The sequence below is a fragment of the Marinomonas sp. S3726 genome (assembly GCF_000967665.1).
Classification (GTDB): domain Bacteria; phylum Pseudomonadota; class Gammaproteobacteria; order Pseudomonadales; family Marinomonadaceae; genus Marinomonas.
This window is the reverse complement of sequence record NZ_JXYC01000024.1, coordinates 161,167-178,139: the sequence shown is the minus strand read 5'-3', so window position 1 is coordinate 178,139 and position 16,973 is coordinate 161,167. Positions and strand designations below refer to the sequence as shown.

15 protein-coding genes are annotated in these 16,973 nt (G+C 40.1%); all 15 read right to left on the bottom strand.

Annotation, left to right across the window (positions count from 1 at the left end):
• Nucleotides 1-192: 192 nt before the first annotated feature.
• Nucleotides 193-1,185 carry an RNA polymerase sigma factor RpoS gene (rpoS, locus tag TW85_RS18580; protein WP_157196983.1) on the bottom strand — a complete coding sequence of 331 codons (993 nt, stop codon included), beginning with the start codon at nucleotides 1,183-1,185 and terminating at the stop codon, nucleotides 193-195.
• A 29-nt stretch (nucleotides 1,186-1,214) separates the two neighbouring features.
• Nucleotides 1,215-1,970, bottom strand: coding sequence for a peptidoglycan DD-metalloendopeptidase family protein (locus tag TW85_RS18575; protein ID WP_238326258.1), 756 nt, complete (start codon nucleotides 1,968-1,970; stop codon nucleotides 1,215-1,217).
• 126 nt (nucleotides 1,971-2,096) lie between these two features.
• Entirely contained in the window at nucleotides 2,097-3,035 is a 939-nt protein-coding gene (locus TW85_RS18570) for a DUF368 domain-containing protein (RefSeq protein ID WP_046018616.1), read from the bottom strand.
• The gene (locus TW85_RS18565; RefSeq protein WP_238326257.1) at nucleotides 3,028-3,687 is read right to left on the bottom strand and encodes a protein-L-isoaspartate(D-aspartate) O-methyltransferase; all 660 of its coding nucleotides are present in this window, start codon (nucleotides 3,685-3,687) and stop codon (nucleotides 3,028-3,030) included. Before TW85_RS18565 ends, TW85_RS18570 begins: the two co-directional genes overlap by 8 nt.
• A complete protein-coding gene (surE, locus tag TW85_RS18560) occupies nucleotides 3,680-4,450 on the bottom strand; it encodes a 5'/3'-nucleotidase SurE (protein ID WP_046018615.1) in 771 nt (256 codons plus the stop codon). The genes TW85_RS18565 and surE overlap by 8 nt, the downstream gene beginning before the upstream one ends.
• Entirely contained in the window at nucleotides 4,428-5,519 is a 1,092-nt protein-coding gene (locus tag TW85_RS18555) for a tRNA pseudouridine(13) synthase TruD (protein ID WP_046018614.1), read from the bottom strand. Before TW85_RS18555 ends, surE begins: the two co-directional genes overlap by 23 nt.
• Nucleotides 5,520-5,568: 49 nt before the next feature.
• A complete protein-coding gene (gene ispF / locus TW85_RS18550) occupies nucleotides 5,569-6,054 on the bottom strand; it encodes a 2-C-methyl-D-erythritol 2,4-cyclodiphosphate synthase (protein ID WP_046018613.1) in 486 nt (161 codons plus the stop codon).
• Between the two features lie 28 nt (nucleotides 6,055-6,082).
• Entirely contained in the window at nucleotides 6,083-6,793 is a 711-nt protein-coding gene (ispD, locus tag TW85_RS18545; RefSeq protein WP_046018612.1) for a 2-C-methyl-D-erythritol 4-phosphate cytidylyltransferase, read from the bottom strand.
• Nucleotides 6,790-7,065, bottom strand: a complete 276-nt coding sequence (locus TW85_RS18540) for a septum formation initiator family protein (RefSeq protein ID WP_046018611.1) — start codon at nucleotides 7,063-7,065, stop codon at nucleotides 6,790-6,792. Before TW85_RS18540 ends, ispD begins: the two co-directional genes overlap by 4 nt.
• A gap of 114 nt (nucleotides 7,066-7,179) precedes the next feature.
• Nucleotides 7,180-8,475 (bottom strand): phosphopyruvate hydratase, encoded by a 1,296-nt coding sequence (eno, locus tag TW85_RS18535; protein ID WP_046018610.1) that lies wholly within the window; start codon nucleotides 8,473-8,475, stop codon nucleotides 7,180-7,182.
• 53 nt (nucleotides 8,476-8,528) lie between these two features.
• Entirely contained in the window at nucleotides 8,529-10,163 is a 1,635-nt protein-coding gene (locus TW85_RS18530) for a CTP synthase (RefSeq protein ID WP_046018609.1), read from the bottom strand.
• Between the two features lie 182 nt (nucleotides 10,164-10,345).
• Nucleotides 10,346-11,650, bottom strand: a complete 1,305-nt coding sequence (gene tilS / locus TW85_RS18525; RefSeq protein ID WP_052702291.1) for a tRNA lysidine(34) synthetase TilS — start codon at nucleotides 11,648-11,650, stop codon at nucleotides 10,346-10,348.
• Nucleotides 11,651-11,742: 92 nt separating this feature from the next.
• A complete protein-coding gene (gene accA, locus TW85_RS18520; protein WP_046018608.1) occupies nucleotides 11,743-12,690 on the bottom strand; it encodes an acetyl-CoA carboxylase carboxyl transferase subunit alpha in 948 nt (315 codons plus the stop codon).
• Between the two features lie 156 nt (nucleotides 12,691-12,846).
• Nucleotides 12,847-16,323 carry a DNA polymerase III subunit alpha gene (dnaE, locus tag TW85_RS18515; RefSeq protein ID WP_046018607.1) on the bottom strand — a complete coding sequence of 1,159 codons (3,477 nt, stop codon included), beginning with the start codon at nucleotides 16,321-16,323 and terminating at the stop codon, nucleotides 12,847-12,849.
• A gap of 10 nt (nucleotides 16,324-16,333) precedes the next feature.
• Nucleotides 16,334-16,972, bottom strand: coding sequence for a ribonuclease HII (rnhB, locus tag TW85_RS18510; protein ID WP_046018606.1), 639 nt, complete (start codon nucleotides 16,970-16,972; stop codon nucleotides 16,334-16,336).
• Between the last annotated feature and the right edge of the window lies 1 nt (nucleotide 16,973).

The following is a 16,973-nucleotide window of genomic DNA, read 5'->3' as shown; positions in this document are numbered from 1 at the left end:
TTTCTGAAATGCCGTTTAGGTATGCTTCAAAGACCCGAAGGACGTGGTCTAAAGCCCTATCTTTACATTGAAGAGCTTATCAATAGAATCACTATTTAGTTGCACTCCTCGCCATAAATCTAGCGACTTTTATTCACACAGAAAAAAACCAACTATAATACAGTTGGTTTTTGTTTATCGCTTGCCTTTTAATTAGTCATTCAAATGCATAACATCATCCAAAGACAAACCTTGTTTCTCCATCATTAATTTAAGCTTTCTTAAAGCTTCAACCTGAATCTGACGAACACGCTCACGTGTTAGGCCTATCTCAGCACCCACATCTTCTAGAGTGCTTGGCTCATAGCCACGCAGACCAAATCGGCGTGCAATTACTTCTCTTTGTTTTTCATTTAAGTCATTAAGCCAGTGGTCAATATTGTGAACCACATCACTAAATTGTCTTTCGTCTTCTGGTCCAGCGTGGTTTTCATCTGCAATAATTTCAACCAAGCTTTTATCTGTATCCATACCACCGACAGGGGAATCGATCGAGCTGATACGTTCATTCAAGCTCAGCATCTTTTGCACGTCTTCCACAGGACGATCAAGCAATTCAGCTATATCTTCTGCACTTGGCTCATGGTCGAGCTTTTGCGTTAGCTCACGCGCAGCTCTTAGGTAAACATTCAGTTCTTTTACGACATGAATAGGTAATCGAATTGTTCTAGTTTGATTCATAATGGCACGTTCGATTGTTTGTCGAATCCACCATGTTGCATAAGTTGAGAAACGGAAACCTCTTTCAGGGTCAAATTTCTCAACCGCTCTGATAAGGCCTAAGTTGCCCTCTTCGATCAAATCTAGTAGTGATAGGCCACGATTAAGGTAGCGACGTGAAATCTTCACCACCAGCCTCAGGTTACTTTCTATCATCCTTTTACGTGATGATTCATCTCCTTTTAAAGACTTACGCGCATAATAAACTTCTTCTTCCGCGCTTAATAAAGGAGAAAAACCAATTTCACTTAAATACATCTGAGTAACATCAAGATTTTTACCAACATCCTCATTGGCATATCTTGCAGTAACTGCTGATTCAAACTCTTCGTTAGTATCAACATCATCTAGATTAAGACCATTCTCAATATCATTACCTGACGATAATGCTACATCCTCTGCTTTTACGATTTCTACAGCTTTCATGTTCCCTCCAAATACCCAATGAGTTGTTATTATTTGGGTAATACTTTTAATGGGTTTATTGGCTGACCGTCTTTCCTAACCTCAAAGTGCAATAATGATGTTTGTGATCCCTTTCCTCCGATGATTGCAAGTTTTTGACCGGCTTTAACAGATTGTTGCTCTTTCACTAAAATTTCTTGGTTATAAGCATAAGCACTTAGGTATTCATCACTGTGTTTTACAATAACAAGATTACCGTAACCAATTAATCCATTCCCTGCGTAAACAACAATACCATCAGAAGCAGAAACCACCTTGCCATTTTTTTTGCCTTTGATATCTATACCTTTACTACTAACACCCTTGTTTGAAAACCCCTTAATTACATCTCCCGACACAGGCCACACCCAATTTAGGGCTTTTTTGGACTTAGTTTTAGTATTAGATGGTGTTTTTGCTATTTGGTTCTTATTACTTACAGTGGTTTGCTTTTTATTACTTTTGACCACTTTTGTCGGGGTTGTTTTCGCTTTTTGGCTATTTGCAGTACTTTTCTTAACCGTTTGCTTAACCGTTTTAACCTTGTTTGATAAACGAATTTTCTGTTTTGGATAAATTACATAAGGTGCAGGAATCTTATTTAAGGCGGCAAGCTCTTTATAATTAAGGCCGTACTTAAATGCGATAGAAAATAAAGTATCGCCTGACTTTACGCGATAGTAGCCGCTTACAGTTTTTTGTTTTCCAAAGGAAAGGTCAGGCGTCCAGTTTGATTTTTTTGAATTTGAAGCTCCAGAAAAGTTCAAAGGGTCACTGGCACAGCCGTAAAGCATCATGCCAGCTAAGCTAACAGCAATTAAATCAATTAACTTTATTATTCTCTTCTTACTTGTCATTAGAAATTATATTAGAGCTCACTTTTGAAAGATGAATTAACGTTTCGTATCTATATCATTCGTATCATTAAGTAAAAAAATGTTATTTATCGCCTTAATTATAAAAATACCAAGCAATACAAAGCACAAGGGATAAACTAAATCAGATGACATTTGATAATCATTAATATTCCAAGGCATCACATACATGACATTTTCGGGCACATCTTTACCATCAATATTGGTCCACTGACCTATATTTTTCCATGGCCAGATTTTTAACAATGATCCCAACATAACGCCAATTAAAAATGAAATAGTTATCTCTCTAAAATAAGTCATCAAATACTTAAGTAATTTAGAAAATGTCAGTAATCCTAATAAAGCCCCAGAGGCAAACAAAGCTAAAACACTTAATTCTAAGTTTTTTATTGCTAATAAAACTGGTCCATACATACCTAACATTAATAGAATAAAGCTACCTGATATACCCGGTAATAACATGGCACAAATAGCAATCATGCCAGAGAGAATAACCATTAAAGGTGTGACATTGATATTCGTGGGTGATAACAAAGACACTAGCAGACCAAAACAGCAACCCAGTAAAATCATTATCAAATGCTTAATTTGCAGTTTAGGTAAATCTTTTGACAATAATGCAGCAGACGCAAGAATAAGACCAAGGAAGAAACTTGCTAAATATCTAGGGTAAAACTCTAAGGCAAAAGAAATAGCCCCAGACAAGGCAATCAAGCTAGTTAGAATACCGACTCCTAGGACAAGTAAGAAGCTTGCGTCAAAATGCTTCCAAAGCCCCTTGATGTCTCCCTTGAAAAGTAATTGTATGCTTTTCTTATTAACGCCACTAAGTGCTGAGATCAAACGCTCATAAACCCCTAATATAAACGCAATAGTGCCACCAGAAACACCAGGGACAATATCTGCAGCCCCCATAAAAATGCCACTAAAGTAAATCTTTACCCATTTATTCATCTTCTAAACCTTCTAACAGAGGAACAAAGTGAGCTTTTTCATCATCCAGACGCTTCCACTTAGCTCCCTCTTTTAGCCAACAAGCGACACATGAAACAGTATCTTCAATCGGCATAATTAAAATTCCACCCTCTTTTAAGTTCTCTAACAAGGCAGTAGGCACCTTATTTACCATGGCTGTCACAATAATGGCATCTAACGCAACACTATTTGGCCAGCCTTTATTCGCATCACCATATAGATATTCAACATTTTTAATATTTAGCTGAGTTAACCTTTGCTTAGCAATTTCGTGCAAAGCTTGTTTTCGCTCTATGGTATGCACTTTATTAAAAAAGTGAGCAAGCAAGGCTGTTTGATAACCAGACCCTGTCCCAACCTCTAACACTCTCCCTAAACGCGCATACTGCAGTAACCATTGCGTCATTCTGGCAACAGTAAAAGGCTGGCTAATTGTTTGATTATGGCCAATAGGTAAAGGCGTAGAAGAATAAGCAAGATGAGAAAAAGCAGGCTCAACAAAAATATGGCGTGGTAACTCAGCCATTTTTGCTAATAAAGCTTCATTTTCTATCCCTTGCCTTCTTAAATCGCTAATCATGCTTGAAGCACGACTCTCAGAGGTTCTTACTAAACTTTTTAAACTATTCATTTTCATCTAAAGGCGTGTTTAACCAAGTAGAGATAGAAGTCATGGCATTGTAACATGTCATATCTGTATGCAAGGGAGTGATAGAAACGTAACCCTGATTAATCGCATGAAAATCTGTCCCTTCTTTTTCATCATGAGGTTCAGATAAAGCACCAATCCAATAACTTGGTATGCCTTTGGGATGTTGAGCGGATATGGCTGGTTGAGCAGATTTACGATAGCCTAATCGTGTTACTTTAAAACCTTTGATTTGTTCAAACTCAACGTCTGGCACATTGACATTCAAAATGCTGCCTTTGGGCAAAGACAAACTCAGCTCATTTAAAGCATCTTGATCTGCAATCAAGTTCATAATGACTTTTGCTGCTGTATCAAAGTGTTTATTTCCAACTAATGAGACTGCGATAGCGAAGCACCCAACATGACGAGCCTCCATAGCCGCTGCGACAGTACCGGAATAAATGACGTCATCGCCTAAATTCGGACCATGATTAATACCAGAAACAACAAAATCAAATCTACCATCGATAACTTCTGAAATAGCCAAATTAACACAATCAGACGGTGTACCATCAACACTGTACTGACCTAGTGCGACTTGTTTAGGCTGAAGAGTTCGCGTCAAGGTTAAAGAGTTACTTGCCCCGCTGCGGTTACGATCAGGCGCGACTAAAACAGTCTCATATTTACTGGATAAAAATTGATTTAGAGTTTGGATACCTTTCGCATCCACTCCATCGTCATTCGCTATTAGTATTCTCATTGGCACTCAAATTAGATACATCGGTAAAGTCGATTAATTCGCGTAAAACGCTCGTCGCAAAACAACCTTTAGGCAGGCTAAATTGCACAATCAGTTGATCGTTAAGCAATTCCCAGACCATGTTTTCAGGAATGACTCGAGTCGCTCTTTGCTCACGACCTAAAGAAAGACGATTTAGCTGCTCTAATAAAACACCATCTTCTTTCCAAGATTGTTCCATTGAGTGTGCTCTTAACAAACTAGTATCAGCAAGTGCGCCATTATTAGCTAAAGGTAACTGAGGATGTAAATCTAATTGATGCAAACGTCTTAACAAATTAGCATTGAGTTCATCTACCTTAAAAGAAGACTGTGTTCCTTGTAACTGAACTCTATCGTCAATAAACACTTGCCCCCATAAACCAGAAGCAACTTGGTCACTTAACGCTTGATTAAAAAACCAAGAACGTATTGCAGAAAGCCAAAATGATTCAGTCTTGGTTAAACGTTTTTTTGGTGATGGCTCTTTTGCTAACCAACGACTTCCTTGGGCTAGGTTATTACCGTTAATACCAAATCGCTGCGGTCCAAAATAATTAGGCACGCCTTCAAGTGCGACAAGTGCAAGACGATCAGCTAGATCATCTAAATTTCCAACTAAATTCCTTATTCTAAGAACAAAGCGATTTGTCTTATGAACGCCAACTTTAAGTTTGCGAGGGTGCTTTACCATCTGAACCAGTTTAATACTCTCTTCTGGTGCAAGCTCTTCACCGATAGCCTGCATTAAACCAGCACCATCTAAGGCTTTATTTAGCACATGTAAACAAAACCATTGCCGTGTTACCGCATGCCTATCTTTTACTCCACTATAGGTGACCTTATTAACAGCAATATCAGCATGCCTTGCGATAAGGCGCGCTAAGAACTCTGTATTGACGCCCTGCTTTTCAATGAAAAGGTAGAGATGCTCGCCCTTGCCTTCAGGCTCAAAGCCCAGCTCTTCTTCAACATAAAAGTCTTGGGCATTTGTTTTTAAATCACCTGTAACCTGTGGTTTAGACCATGCATATCGCCAATCAGTATTCATTCTACAACCTTGTCATTCAAGCGCTCTCTAGTAGGCTTAGTAAATCTATTTATTCAGCAGCGATAAGCAAAGCAACAGAGGCCACTGCAATACCTTCCTTACGCCCAGTAAAGCCGAGCTTCTCTGTCGTCGTTGCTTTGACATTGACACAATCAATATCAAGTCCTAAATCCTGAGCGATGTTGTTTCTCATCGGATCAATATGAGGAGCCATTTTGGGCGCTTGAGCCATGATGGTAATATCTAAATTACCTAGTTTATAGCCTTTCTTAAGTACTTCTTGATAGGCCTTTTTTAGTAAAACTCGGCTATCTGCTCCGGCAAAATCAGGATCAGTATCGGGAAAATGTTTGCCGATATCACCGAGCGCTGCCGCCCCTAAAATAGCATCGGTTAAAGCATGAAGAACGACATCTCCATCAGAATGAGCTATCAGCCCTTGTTGGTAAGGAATACGAACCCCACCTAAAATTATTTCATCACCTTCACCAAATTTATGGACATCAAAGCCATGGCCAATACGAAATGGCAGCATAAATAAATCACCTTATTCATTCGTTCAATTAATGGTTATCAAGTAAAGGAAGTAAGGCTTGTGCCATTACTAAATCGATAGGTAGAGTAACTTTAAAGTTACTTGCTTTACCTTCTACCAAATCAGGATATTGTCCTACCGACTCAAGCGCAGAGCTTTCATCAGTAATCATTAAACTTTGTTTTTTAGCTTTAATTAAGGCCGCAAAAAGTGCATCTGCTTTAAATTTTTGCGGTGTTTGCGCATGCCAAATAAACTGCCTATCTAGACTCGTTTGCACATGCGTTTGATGCTTAGATACCTGCTTTGATTGTTTAATTGTATCTTTTGCAGGCATAGCTAACAGGGAGCCCACTGGATTGTTATTCGCCAATAAGTCATCAATTTCAGACAGTGAAATTAACGGCCTAGCGGCATCGTGAACTAAAACAAACTCATCCTTTATAGCATGTTTATCCATAATAAAAGATAAGCCATTTAACACGGTATCACTGCGCTCTTTGCCGCCAATATAACGGTGAACACGTTTATCATTAGCCCAAATTGAATCTAGCCAATAAGCATCATTCAGACTTAGACCAACAGCAATATTATTTACTTTTTCATGACTAAGTAAACGCTTGATAGTTTGATCGATTAAATATTGGCCATCTAGCGTTAAGTATTGCTTTGGGACGTTAGCCTGCATTCGAGCACCGACGCCCGCCGCAGGTAAAATAACCCAATAGGAATCTGTCATTGGTCTACCATCCTATAAAAGGTTTCACCTTCTTTAATATATTGCAGCTCGGTACGAATCTTTTCTTCAACTGCATCTTGCCCATTTCTAAGGTTCGACAACTGTGCTCGCAAAGCCGCATTGCGCTGAGCGAGTCTATCGTTGGTCAGCTCCTGAAACTCAACCTGTTTACTTAGCTCTTCTTGACGTTTATGACCTTGCTCACCATATACAAGTTGGTAAGTAAGGTAGATCGCCATAAGTGCGAACAATAGGGACACTAATCGTTGCATTGAAATGATCATTCCTGAAAAAGAGCTCCTACTATAAATCACGCCCAATATTGGGTAAAACAAAAAAAGGGAGAACCTAGGTTCTCCCTTTTTTACTTAACCTAGTTTGTTAGATTAAGCTTGACCTTTGATCTCTGAAAGACCGTTATAAGGTGCTTTACCACCTAATTGCTCTTCAATACGAAGCAATTGGTTGTACTTAGCAACACGGTCAGAACGACATAGGGAGCCTGTCTTTATTTGGCCCGCCGCTGTACCTACTGCCAAATCTGCAATTGTTGCATCTTCAGTTTCACCAGAACGGTGAGAAATTACAGCAGTATAACCAGCCGCTTTAGCCATTTTGATAGCTTCCAGCGTTTCAGTCAAAGAACCGATTTGGTTAAATTTGATCAAGATAGAGTTAGCAATACCTTCATCAATACCACGTTTCAGAATCTTAGTATTGGTTACGAATAAATCGTCACCTACTAGTTGAATCTTATCGCCTAGAATCTTAGTTTGGTAAGCAAAACCTTCCCAATCAGACTCATTCAAGCCATCTTCAATTGATACGATTGGATACTGTTCACAAAGATCAGCTAGGTAGTCAGAGAAACCTTCTGAAGAGAATACTTTACCTTCACCTTTCAGGTTGTATTGGCCATCTTCAAAGAATTCTGATGCAGCACAGTCCATTGCTAGAGTAATGTCTTTACCTAACTCGTAACCGGCATTGGCAACAGCTTCTTTAATTACAGCCAGGGCTTCAGCATTTGATGCTAGGTTTGGTGCGAAACCACCTTCATCACCAACCGCAGTATTAAGACCACGATCGCTCAATACTTTTTTCAAGGCATGAAAGATTTCAGCACCGTAACGCAATGCTTCACGGAAGTTAGGTGCGCCAACAGGCTGAACCATAAACTCTTGGATATCTACATTGTTATCAGCATGCTCTCCACCATTGATGATGTTCATCATAGGAACAGGCATAGAGAATTGACCCGCTGTACCATTGATTTCAGCAATATGCTCATACAAAGGCATTTTCTTAGCGGCTGCTGCAGCTTTAGCTGCGGCAAGCGATACTGCTAGAATAGCATTCGCACCAAAAGTAGATTTATTTTCTGTTCCATCTAGGTCGATCATAATTTGATCTAGTTCAGCTTGGTTTTCCGCATCTTTACCTAGTAAAGCTTCACGAATTGGACCATTTACAGCTGCAACTGCTTTTAATACACCTTTACCTAGGTAACGACTCTTATCACCATCACGTAGTTCAAGTGCTTCACGAGAACCAGTAGAAGCACCAGATGGAGCACAAGCAGAACCAACAGAAGCATCAGCCAAGATTACGTCAGCTTCAACTGTTGGATTACCTCGAGAATCAAGAACTTCTCTCGCCTTAATATCAATGATCTGAGTCATAACAAACCTTTTATCAATAAAATGAAAAAACTACGCCTCCTAAGGCGCAGCACTTATTTCTCTTTACCAGCGTATTTTAGAGCGGCGTGTACGAACGCACTAAATAGGCCATGACCATAGCGTGGCGTGGAAGTGAACTCTGGATGGAACTGACAAGCAACAAACCATGGGTGATCTGCTATCTCAATCATTTCTACTAGAGAGTTATCTTCTGAACGACCTGAAATTGTCAGTCCAGCTTCTTCCAATGCAGTCAAATAGTAGTTATTGACTTCATAACGGTGACGGTGACGCTCACTAATAACAGGTTGACCATAAGCAGTGTGCGCTTTTGAACCATCAAGCAAGTTACAGTTTTGTGCACCAAGACGCATAGTGCCACCTAGGTCTGATTCCTCTGACCGTATTTCTTTGGAACCTTCTGAATCAGTCCATTCTGTAATAAGACCGACTACTGGGTTCTCTGTTTTTAAGTTGAACTCTGTACTATGGGCACCGTTTAGTTTTGCAACATTTCGCGCAAATTCAATAACAGCAACCTGCATACCTAGACAGATACCTAGATAAGGAATTTTATTCTCACGAGCATACTGAGCAGTTAAAATTTTACCCTCAACACCACGCTCACCAAAACCACCTGGTACTAAGATAGCATCCATTGATTTTAGAACTTCAGTGCCTTCATTCTCGATAGTTTCAGAGTCGATATAATGTAGCTTCACTTTAGTTTGTGCGTGAATACCAGCATGGTCCATGGCTTCAATCAGAGACTTATAAGCATCTAGAAGCTCCATGTATTTACCAACCATGGCAATATTAACTTGTTTCTCTGGATTAAGTTTGGCTTGTGCCACCTTATTCCAGATAGCAAGATCAGGAATACCGCAGTCTAGACTAAAGCGATCAACTATTAGGCTATCTAAACCTTGATTATTCAGGTGCTGTGGAATGCTATAAATCGTATCAGCATCAGGAAGAGAGATAACAGCTCTTTCATCTACGTTAGTGAAAAGAGAGATCTTCTTACGCTCAGGTGCTTCAATAGACACTTCAGAACGACATAGTAGAATATCAGGTTGAATACCAATAGAGCGTAACTCTTTAACTGAGTGCTGTGTTGGCTTCGTTTTAGTTTCACCAGCAGTGCGAATATAAGGCACTAATGTAAGGTGCATAAACAAAGCACGATGAGAGCCTAGCTCTACTTTCAGTTGACGTACCGCTTCAAGGAAAGGTTGTGATTCAATATCACCTACTGTGCCACCAATTTCTACTAGAGCAACATCAGAACCTTCTGCACCAGCAATTACACGACGTTTAATTTCATCAGTAATGTGTGGAATCACTTGCACAGTACCGCCAAGGTAATCACCACGGCGTTCTTTTTTCAGTACACTTTGATAGATTCTACCTGATGTGAAGTTATTGCGTTTGCCCATTTTGGTTGAGATAAAACGCTCATAGTGACCAAGATCCAAATCGGTCTCAGCACCATCTTCGGTAACAAAAACTTCACCATGTTGGAAAGGGCTCATGGTACCTGGATCAACGTTGATGTAAGGATCCAGTTTAAGCATAGTGACTTTAAGGCCGCGCGATTCAAGGATCGCTGCTAGAGAGGCTGCTGCCAATCCTTTACCAAGAGAAGAAACTACGCCGCCTGTGACGAAAATGTATCGAGTCGCCATTTATGAAAAGCCCGCCTTTATAGATGAAAAATAGAGTTGATGACATGTTGAGCCATGCCTTCTGACGGGTCGAAATAATACCATTTGATGACTTATCACTCAATCGATAAATCCAGAATAGGACTTAAATAGAGATAAATTCCCTTGAGGCTAAGAGATTTAAGAAAATGGATTTTTAAAAGTTAAATTTTTGGCCAAGTCAGCAGCGTTTTCGGTTGCCATTTAATATCTATACGAGTTTGAAAACTCGGCTTAACCCAAATATTTGCAATAGCAACAAGTTCACCTTTGTAAAATAGATAAGGTAAGTGCTCACGCCACCATACTGGGATTTTTTCATCGTTAAACCATTTTTTTAATTTACGAGAATGACCATTAGTTAATAACAAATCACAGGATTCTGGTTTAACAGCCAAACAAAAATCATCATAGTCTAAAGCTTGCTTATCATTGATAGATAAATGATAGAAATCATACTCTCGCTCTACAGGCGTAGCCAAATTTATCCCAATATTCTGATCTATTAAGTTTGCTGGCAGCACATACAAACGCCCTTGAAAGCGCATTAGGCGCGCCTGTTTATGTTTAAAACAAGGCTGTTTATCTTGCTGGCTAAAAAAGCTCGTATCAAGCACTAGAACTTGAGCCTGGGTCAAACTTAGCGAAAATAACTCAAGATATTGACGTAACCAAAAGGTTCGCTCTTTTTGAGTGAGTACAGCAAGCTCTCCTAGGTATAAGCTTCCATCAATCGCTTGCCACTTAGCTAGCTTTTCTTGGCTCAAATTCGACAACATTTGATAATCAAAAGCTAATCGCCTGGCGGCTTGCTCAATTCTAAGCTCTGCTTCTTTTTCAAAAGTCTGCAGTGCTGGAATGATACGGTGACGAATATGGTTACGACTATAAATTTCATCTCGATTGGACTCATCCTCAACCCAATCTAGAACATTTTGTTTTGCATATTCAATCAAACTGTTTTTATCAAAAGGCAATAACGGTCGATAAAGATAACCGTCTGACAAAGTACGTGTTTCAGGCATTCCCGCTAAGCCTTTGCCACCAGTTCCCCTTAACAAACGAAACATTAATGTTTCTGCCTGGTCACCGGCATGATGTGCTAATAAAAGATAAGCACCTTCACTCAAATGCCTAGCAAAAACATCATATCGAGCAATCCTAGCGGCTTCTTCAATTGAATGCTTTTGCGTATTTAATTCAACCTTGAGACCTTGAAATGCCACTTGATATTTATGACATAGAGCGTCACAAAAGCTAAGCCAATCATCAGCATTTTCACTTAAACCATGGTGTATATGAATGGCTTTTAAACGCTCAGAAAGCCCTAACTCAACCAATAAATGCAATAAAACAACAGAATCAACACCCCCACTTAAACCAATCAGAATAGGTTTATCACTTCCTTTCAAATAGTTCTGAAAAGAGCCTCCTAAACCCATTTCAAATGTTTCTTTGGAAAGTTGCATTAGCACCACTCAATTGATTAAGGTTTAAATATAAAAAAGCCTCCATTAGGAGGCTTTTTAGCATCAGCATTCACGCTCTGAACTATTAAATATTATAGTCCGTAAGACATCAATCTTTGGTAGCGACGCTCTAATAACTCATCAGTTGTTAATGCGTTCATACGATCTAGCGCTTCAAGTACATTATCTTTATAACTTTGCGCTGTTTGCTCATGATGTACATGTGCACCGCCCATAGGTTCAGCGATAATTTTATCAACTAAACCAAGCTCTTGCAGACGATCCGCTGTAATACCCATAGCCTTTGCAGCATCAGAAGCACGGTCAGCACTTTTCCATAGGATAGACGCACAACCTTCTGGAGAAATTACCGAGTAGGTACCGTATTGCATCATCATCAATTCATCGCATACACCGATTGCTAACGCACCACCAGAACCACCTTCGCCAATAACTGTTGCGATAATAGGCGTTTTCAGTCGAGACATAACAGCTAGGTTGTAAGCAATCGCTTCACTTTGACCACGCTCTTCAGCACCGATACCTGGGTATGCCCCAGGAGTGTCAATTAAAGTCACAATTGGCATATTGAAACGTTCAGCTGTTTGCATCAAACGTAGTGCCTTACGATAGCCTTCAGGTGCAGGCATACCAAAGTTACGTAGTACCTTTTCTTTTACTTCACGTCCTTTTTGATGGCCGATAACCATAACGGGTTTACCATCTAAACGCGCTACACCACCAACAATGGCACGATCATCAGCATAATGACGGTCACCATGCATTTCTTCAAAATCGGTAAAAGCGTGCTCGATATAATCCAAGGTATAAGGACGTTTTGGGTGACGTGCAAGTTGAGATACTTCCCATGCACCTAGATTACTAAACAGTGACTGAGTTAGGGTAATCTTTTTCTCTTCTAAACGACTGATTTCGTCGCTGATATTAAGTTGATTATCATTACCAACCAAGCGTAACTCTTCAATTTTTTGCTCAAGTTCAGCAATTGGTTGTTCAAAAGGTAAATAGTTTAAATTCATTATTTAATCACTGCTGTTTAGTTGCCATCGAGAGAATGCTCTTTTTATACGATTTCTCTAAAGAAATCAGAGTCATTCCAATCACTACTTGTCTAATACCATTAAATTGCACCAATAATATCAACAAGTTTTCTGTCTTATAATTCTAAAATGTCGCTAATTATACACGAGCTGAACGTTTTGTTGACCGTATTGTTTTTTAAGATCGTACATTAATTGGTCATCAGGCATAATTTTCCAACTTTGACCCAAACAAATGTCTCCTTCTGCATGATCTGTTGCAAAACTTACTACCACATCACAACCATCTCCTCGATAAGGCTGCAAGAACTGAGATAAAGTTTGTATATCCATACTCGACACTGTATCAGACTGCCAATCAATTCTTAAAGCTTGAACATATCTTATTCGTGCTTGAGCAATATCCATTACTTTACGAGCAATGACCTTTTGACCACCTCGGAACTCATCGTTACTGATTTCCCCCTCAACAACGACAACTTGATCCTTTTGAATGACATCTTTAAATTCTTCATAACTATCAGGAAAGACTGTCACTTCAATACGTGCAGACCTATCATCCAAAGTCACAAATGCGATATTGCCGCCTTTCTTACTCTTGGTGATACGCATTTCAACGATAAGACCCGCCATAATTTGCGAATCACCTCGTTTTGGCTGTAAATCAACAATACGTGAGCGGGCAAAGCGTCGAATTTCTTTTTCATAATCATCAATTGGATGACCCGTTACATACAAGCCAAGCGTATCTTTTTCACCGTCTAGTCGCTGACGAGACGGCCATTCATGTTGAATCCCTATTTCGTCATAAGCCCCTCCCGTAGATTCTTCAACAGCAACACCGAAAAGGTCCATCATGCCGGCATCTTCATCTTTGGCAATTCTATCAGCACGCTTTAGGGCTTCATCAATTGAGGCAAATAAGGTCGCGCGATTTGGGCCAATTTGATCAAGCGCACCTGAGCGAATTAGGGCTTCCATCACTCGTTTATTTACTTTTTTACCGATCCGCTTACAGAAGTCAAAAATATGCTCAAAAGGTCCATCTTCACGAGCCTGAGTAATTGCTTCAATGGGGCCTTCACCCACACCTTTAATCGCACCTAGGCCATAGACAATAGCTCCAGCACTATTTACGGTAAACTTATATACAGACTCATTAACATTTGGCAGCTCAAGTTGAAGCTTCATAGCACGACATTCTTCAATGAAGATAACTATCTTATCAGTGTTTTGCATATCGGCAGATAATACCGCCGCCATAAAGGGTGCTGGATAATGATGTTTCAGCCATGCTGTCTGATAAGAAACTAAGGCATATGCAGCAGAGTGAGATTTGTTAAAGCCATAACCTGCGAATTTCTCCATCAAGTCGAAGATGTTACCTGACAAATCATCACTGATATCGTACTTACCTGCACCTTCCATAAAGAGTAAGCGCTGCTCTGCCATTACTTCAGGCTTTTTCTTACCCATAGCGCGACGTAATAAATCGGCACCACCCAAGCTGAATCGCGCCAACACCTGAGCAATTTGCATAACCTGCTCTTGGTACAAAATAATACCGTAAGTTGGTTCTAGCACTGGGATTAGGTCATCATGCTGATAATCAGGATGAGGGAAAGCAAGCTCTGAACGCCCATGCTTACGGTTGATGAAGTCATCTACCATGCCCGACCCTAAAGGACCAGGACGATAAAGCGCTACCAGAGCGACAATATCCTCAAAACGCGAAGGCAATAGCTTTTTAATTAGCTCCTTCATGCCTCGCGACTCTAACTGGAAAACGGCCGTCGTCTCAGCTCTTTGAAGCATGTCATAAGTTGGTTTATCTTCTAAATCAATAAGAGAGATATCAAGCGCAGGCTTGCCTTCTCGGGCTTGAATATCATTGATATTCTTCATCGCCCAATCAACAACCGTCAGTGTTTTTAGACCTAGGAAGTCAAACTTTACAAGGCCAGCTTCTTCTACATCATTTTTATCATACTGAGTAACTAAACCTGAACCATCTTCTTCACAATAAAGTGGTGAAAAATCAGTTAATTTTGTTGGCGCTATTACCACGCCCCCTGCGTGCTTACCAAAGTTTCTAACAACACCTTCTAACGAAAGTGCCATTTCCATCACTTCGCCCGCTTCCTCATCACCATCAATAAACTCCTTTAGCATTGGCTCTTCTTCAAGGGCTTTATTCAAAGTCATGCCAATTTCAAAAGGGATCAGTTTTGAAAGTTTGTCACCCAGGCTATAGGGCTTACCTTGTACCCGTGCGACATCTCGAACCACAGCTTTAGCCGCCATAGCACCAAACGTAATAATCTGGGATACCGCATCACGACCATATGTTCTTGCTACATAGTCGATCACCTTATCTCGGTTATCCATACAAAAGTCGATATCAAAATCGGGCATGGATACACGTTCAGGGTTAAGGAATCGTTCGAATAGTAAGTCGTATTCCAGTGGGTCCAAGTCAGTGATTTTGAGTGCATAAGCAACAAGTGAACCCGCACCAGAACCTCGTCCAGGGCCAACAGGGATATCGTTATCTTTAGCCCATTGGATAAAGTCCATTACGATTAAGAAATATCCTGGGAACCCCATTTGATTAATAATATTGAGCTCGAACTCTAGTCTATCCCAATATTCTTGCTTTTTATTAGCGATACGATCGCCATACTTATTGACTAGAAAGTCAAAACGCTCTTCTAGACCTTTAAAGGAAAGCTCACTAAAGAAAACATCCATTGTCATGCCTTCAGGCACAGGGAAATCTGGCAAAAAATACTCGCCCAACAGAACATCTACATTACAACGTTTTGCTATCTCAACCGTATTTTCTAACGCTTCAGGAATATCTTCAAATAAGGCTTCCATTTCATCGGCTGATTTAAGGTATTGCTCTTCTGAGTATCGCTTTTTCCGTCTTGGGTCATCTATGGTGACACCATCATGTATGCAAACACGCGCTTCGTGGGAATCAAAGTCTTCACGCTTAAGAAAACGCACATCATTTGTTGCAACGACAGGACAACCTAACTCTTGAGCTAAGGGAATAACAGCATGAATATACTCTTCTTCGCCCACTCGACTAGTTCTTTGAAGCTCTACATAAAAGCGATTAGGAAAAATTTGCATCCAACGTTCAAGTTGATGCTTAGCATAAGTAGTTTTTTGTAGTGTTAGATACTGTCCAATATCGCCATATTGAGCACCTGAGATAAGAATGACATCTTCAGCATGCTCTTCAACCCAGGCTCGCTGAACTATCGGACGCCCTTCAAACTGACCAAGCTGATATCCTTTCGATATTACTTCGATGATATTCTTGTAACCCTTGTTTGTCATAGCAAGCATGGTCAACCTATGGTTTTCTTCTAACTCACCATCCGCTTCTATAACAACATCAGCACCACAAATGGGCTTAATACCACTCCCCATTGTGCCCTTATAAAAACGCACAAAGCCACAAAGGTTATTTTCATCTGTCATTGCAACAGCAGGCATACCTAAATCAGCAGTCGCACCTAATAAACCTTTAATCTTTACTAGACCATCAACTAAAGAGAATTCTGTATGTAATTTAAGATGTACGAAGGATGTCGACACGTGTAAACCTTTAAGCTAACTTTTCAATAATACGTTTAACAGGGCCAAAACTCTGTCTATGAATAGGGGTCACACCTAATGTTTCTAATGCTTCTAGGTGTTGTGCTGTTGGATATCCCTTATGTTTCTCTAGGCCATAACCTGGATATCGTTCCGCCAAAGCATTTATTTCATTATCACGCTCTACCTTAGCTAAAATAGATGCAGCTGAAATTGCCTCAACTCTATCATCCCCTTTTATGACAGCTTCTGCCGTGCAAGGTAAATCTTTGGGGATACGATTACCATCTATCAAGGCATGCTCTGGAGCAATGGGTAAACCTGAAATAGCTCGCTGCATCGCCAGCATACTAGCGTGAAGAATATTTATTTCGTCAATTTCAGCCACGCTAGCTCTGGCAATACAAAATGCGAGTGCCTTTTCTTTAATTTCATCAAACAAAGCAACACGCTTTTTTTCTGACAATTTCTTAGAATCAGCCAAACCTTCTATAGGATTATTAGGATCAAGTATCACAGCTGCTGCGACAACATCCCCAGCAAGAGGCCCTCGGCCAGCTTCATCAGAGCCCGCGAATAAAACTCCGGTATATTGCTCACTAACGAAAGGCTCTAATACGGGCTTAACTTTCTTTTTTTTATCTATCAAC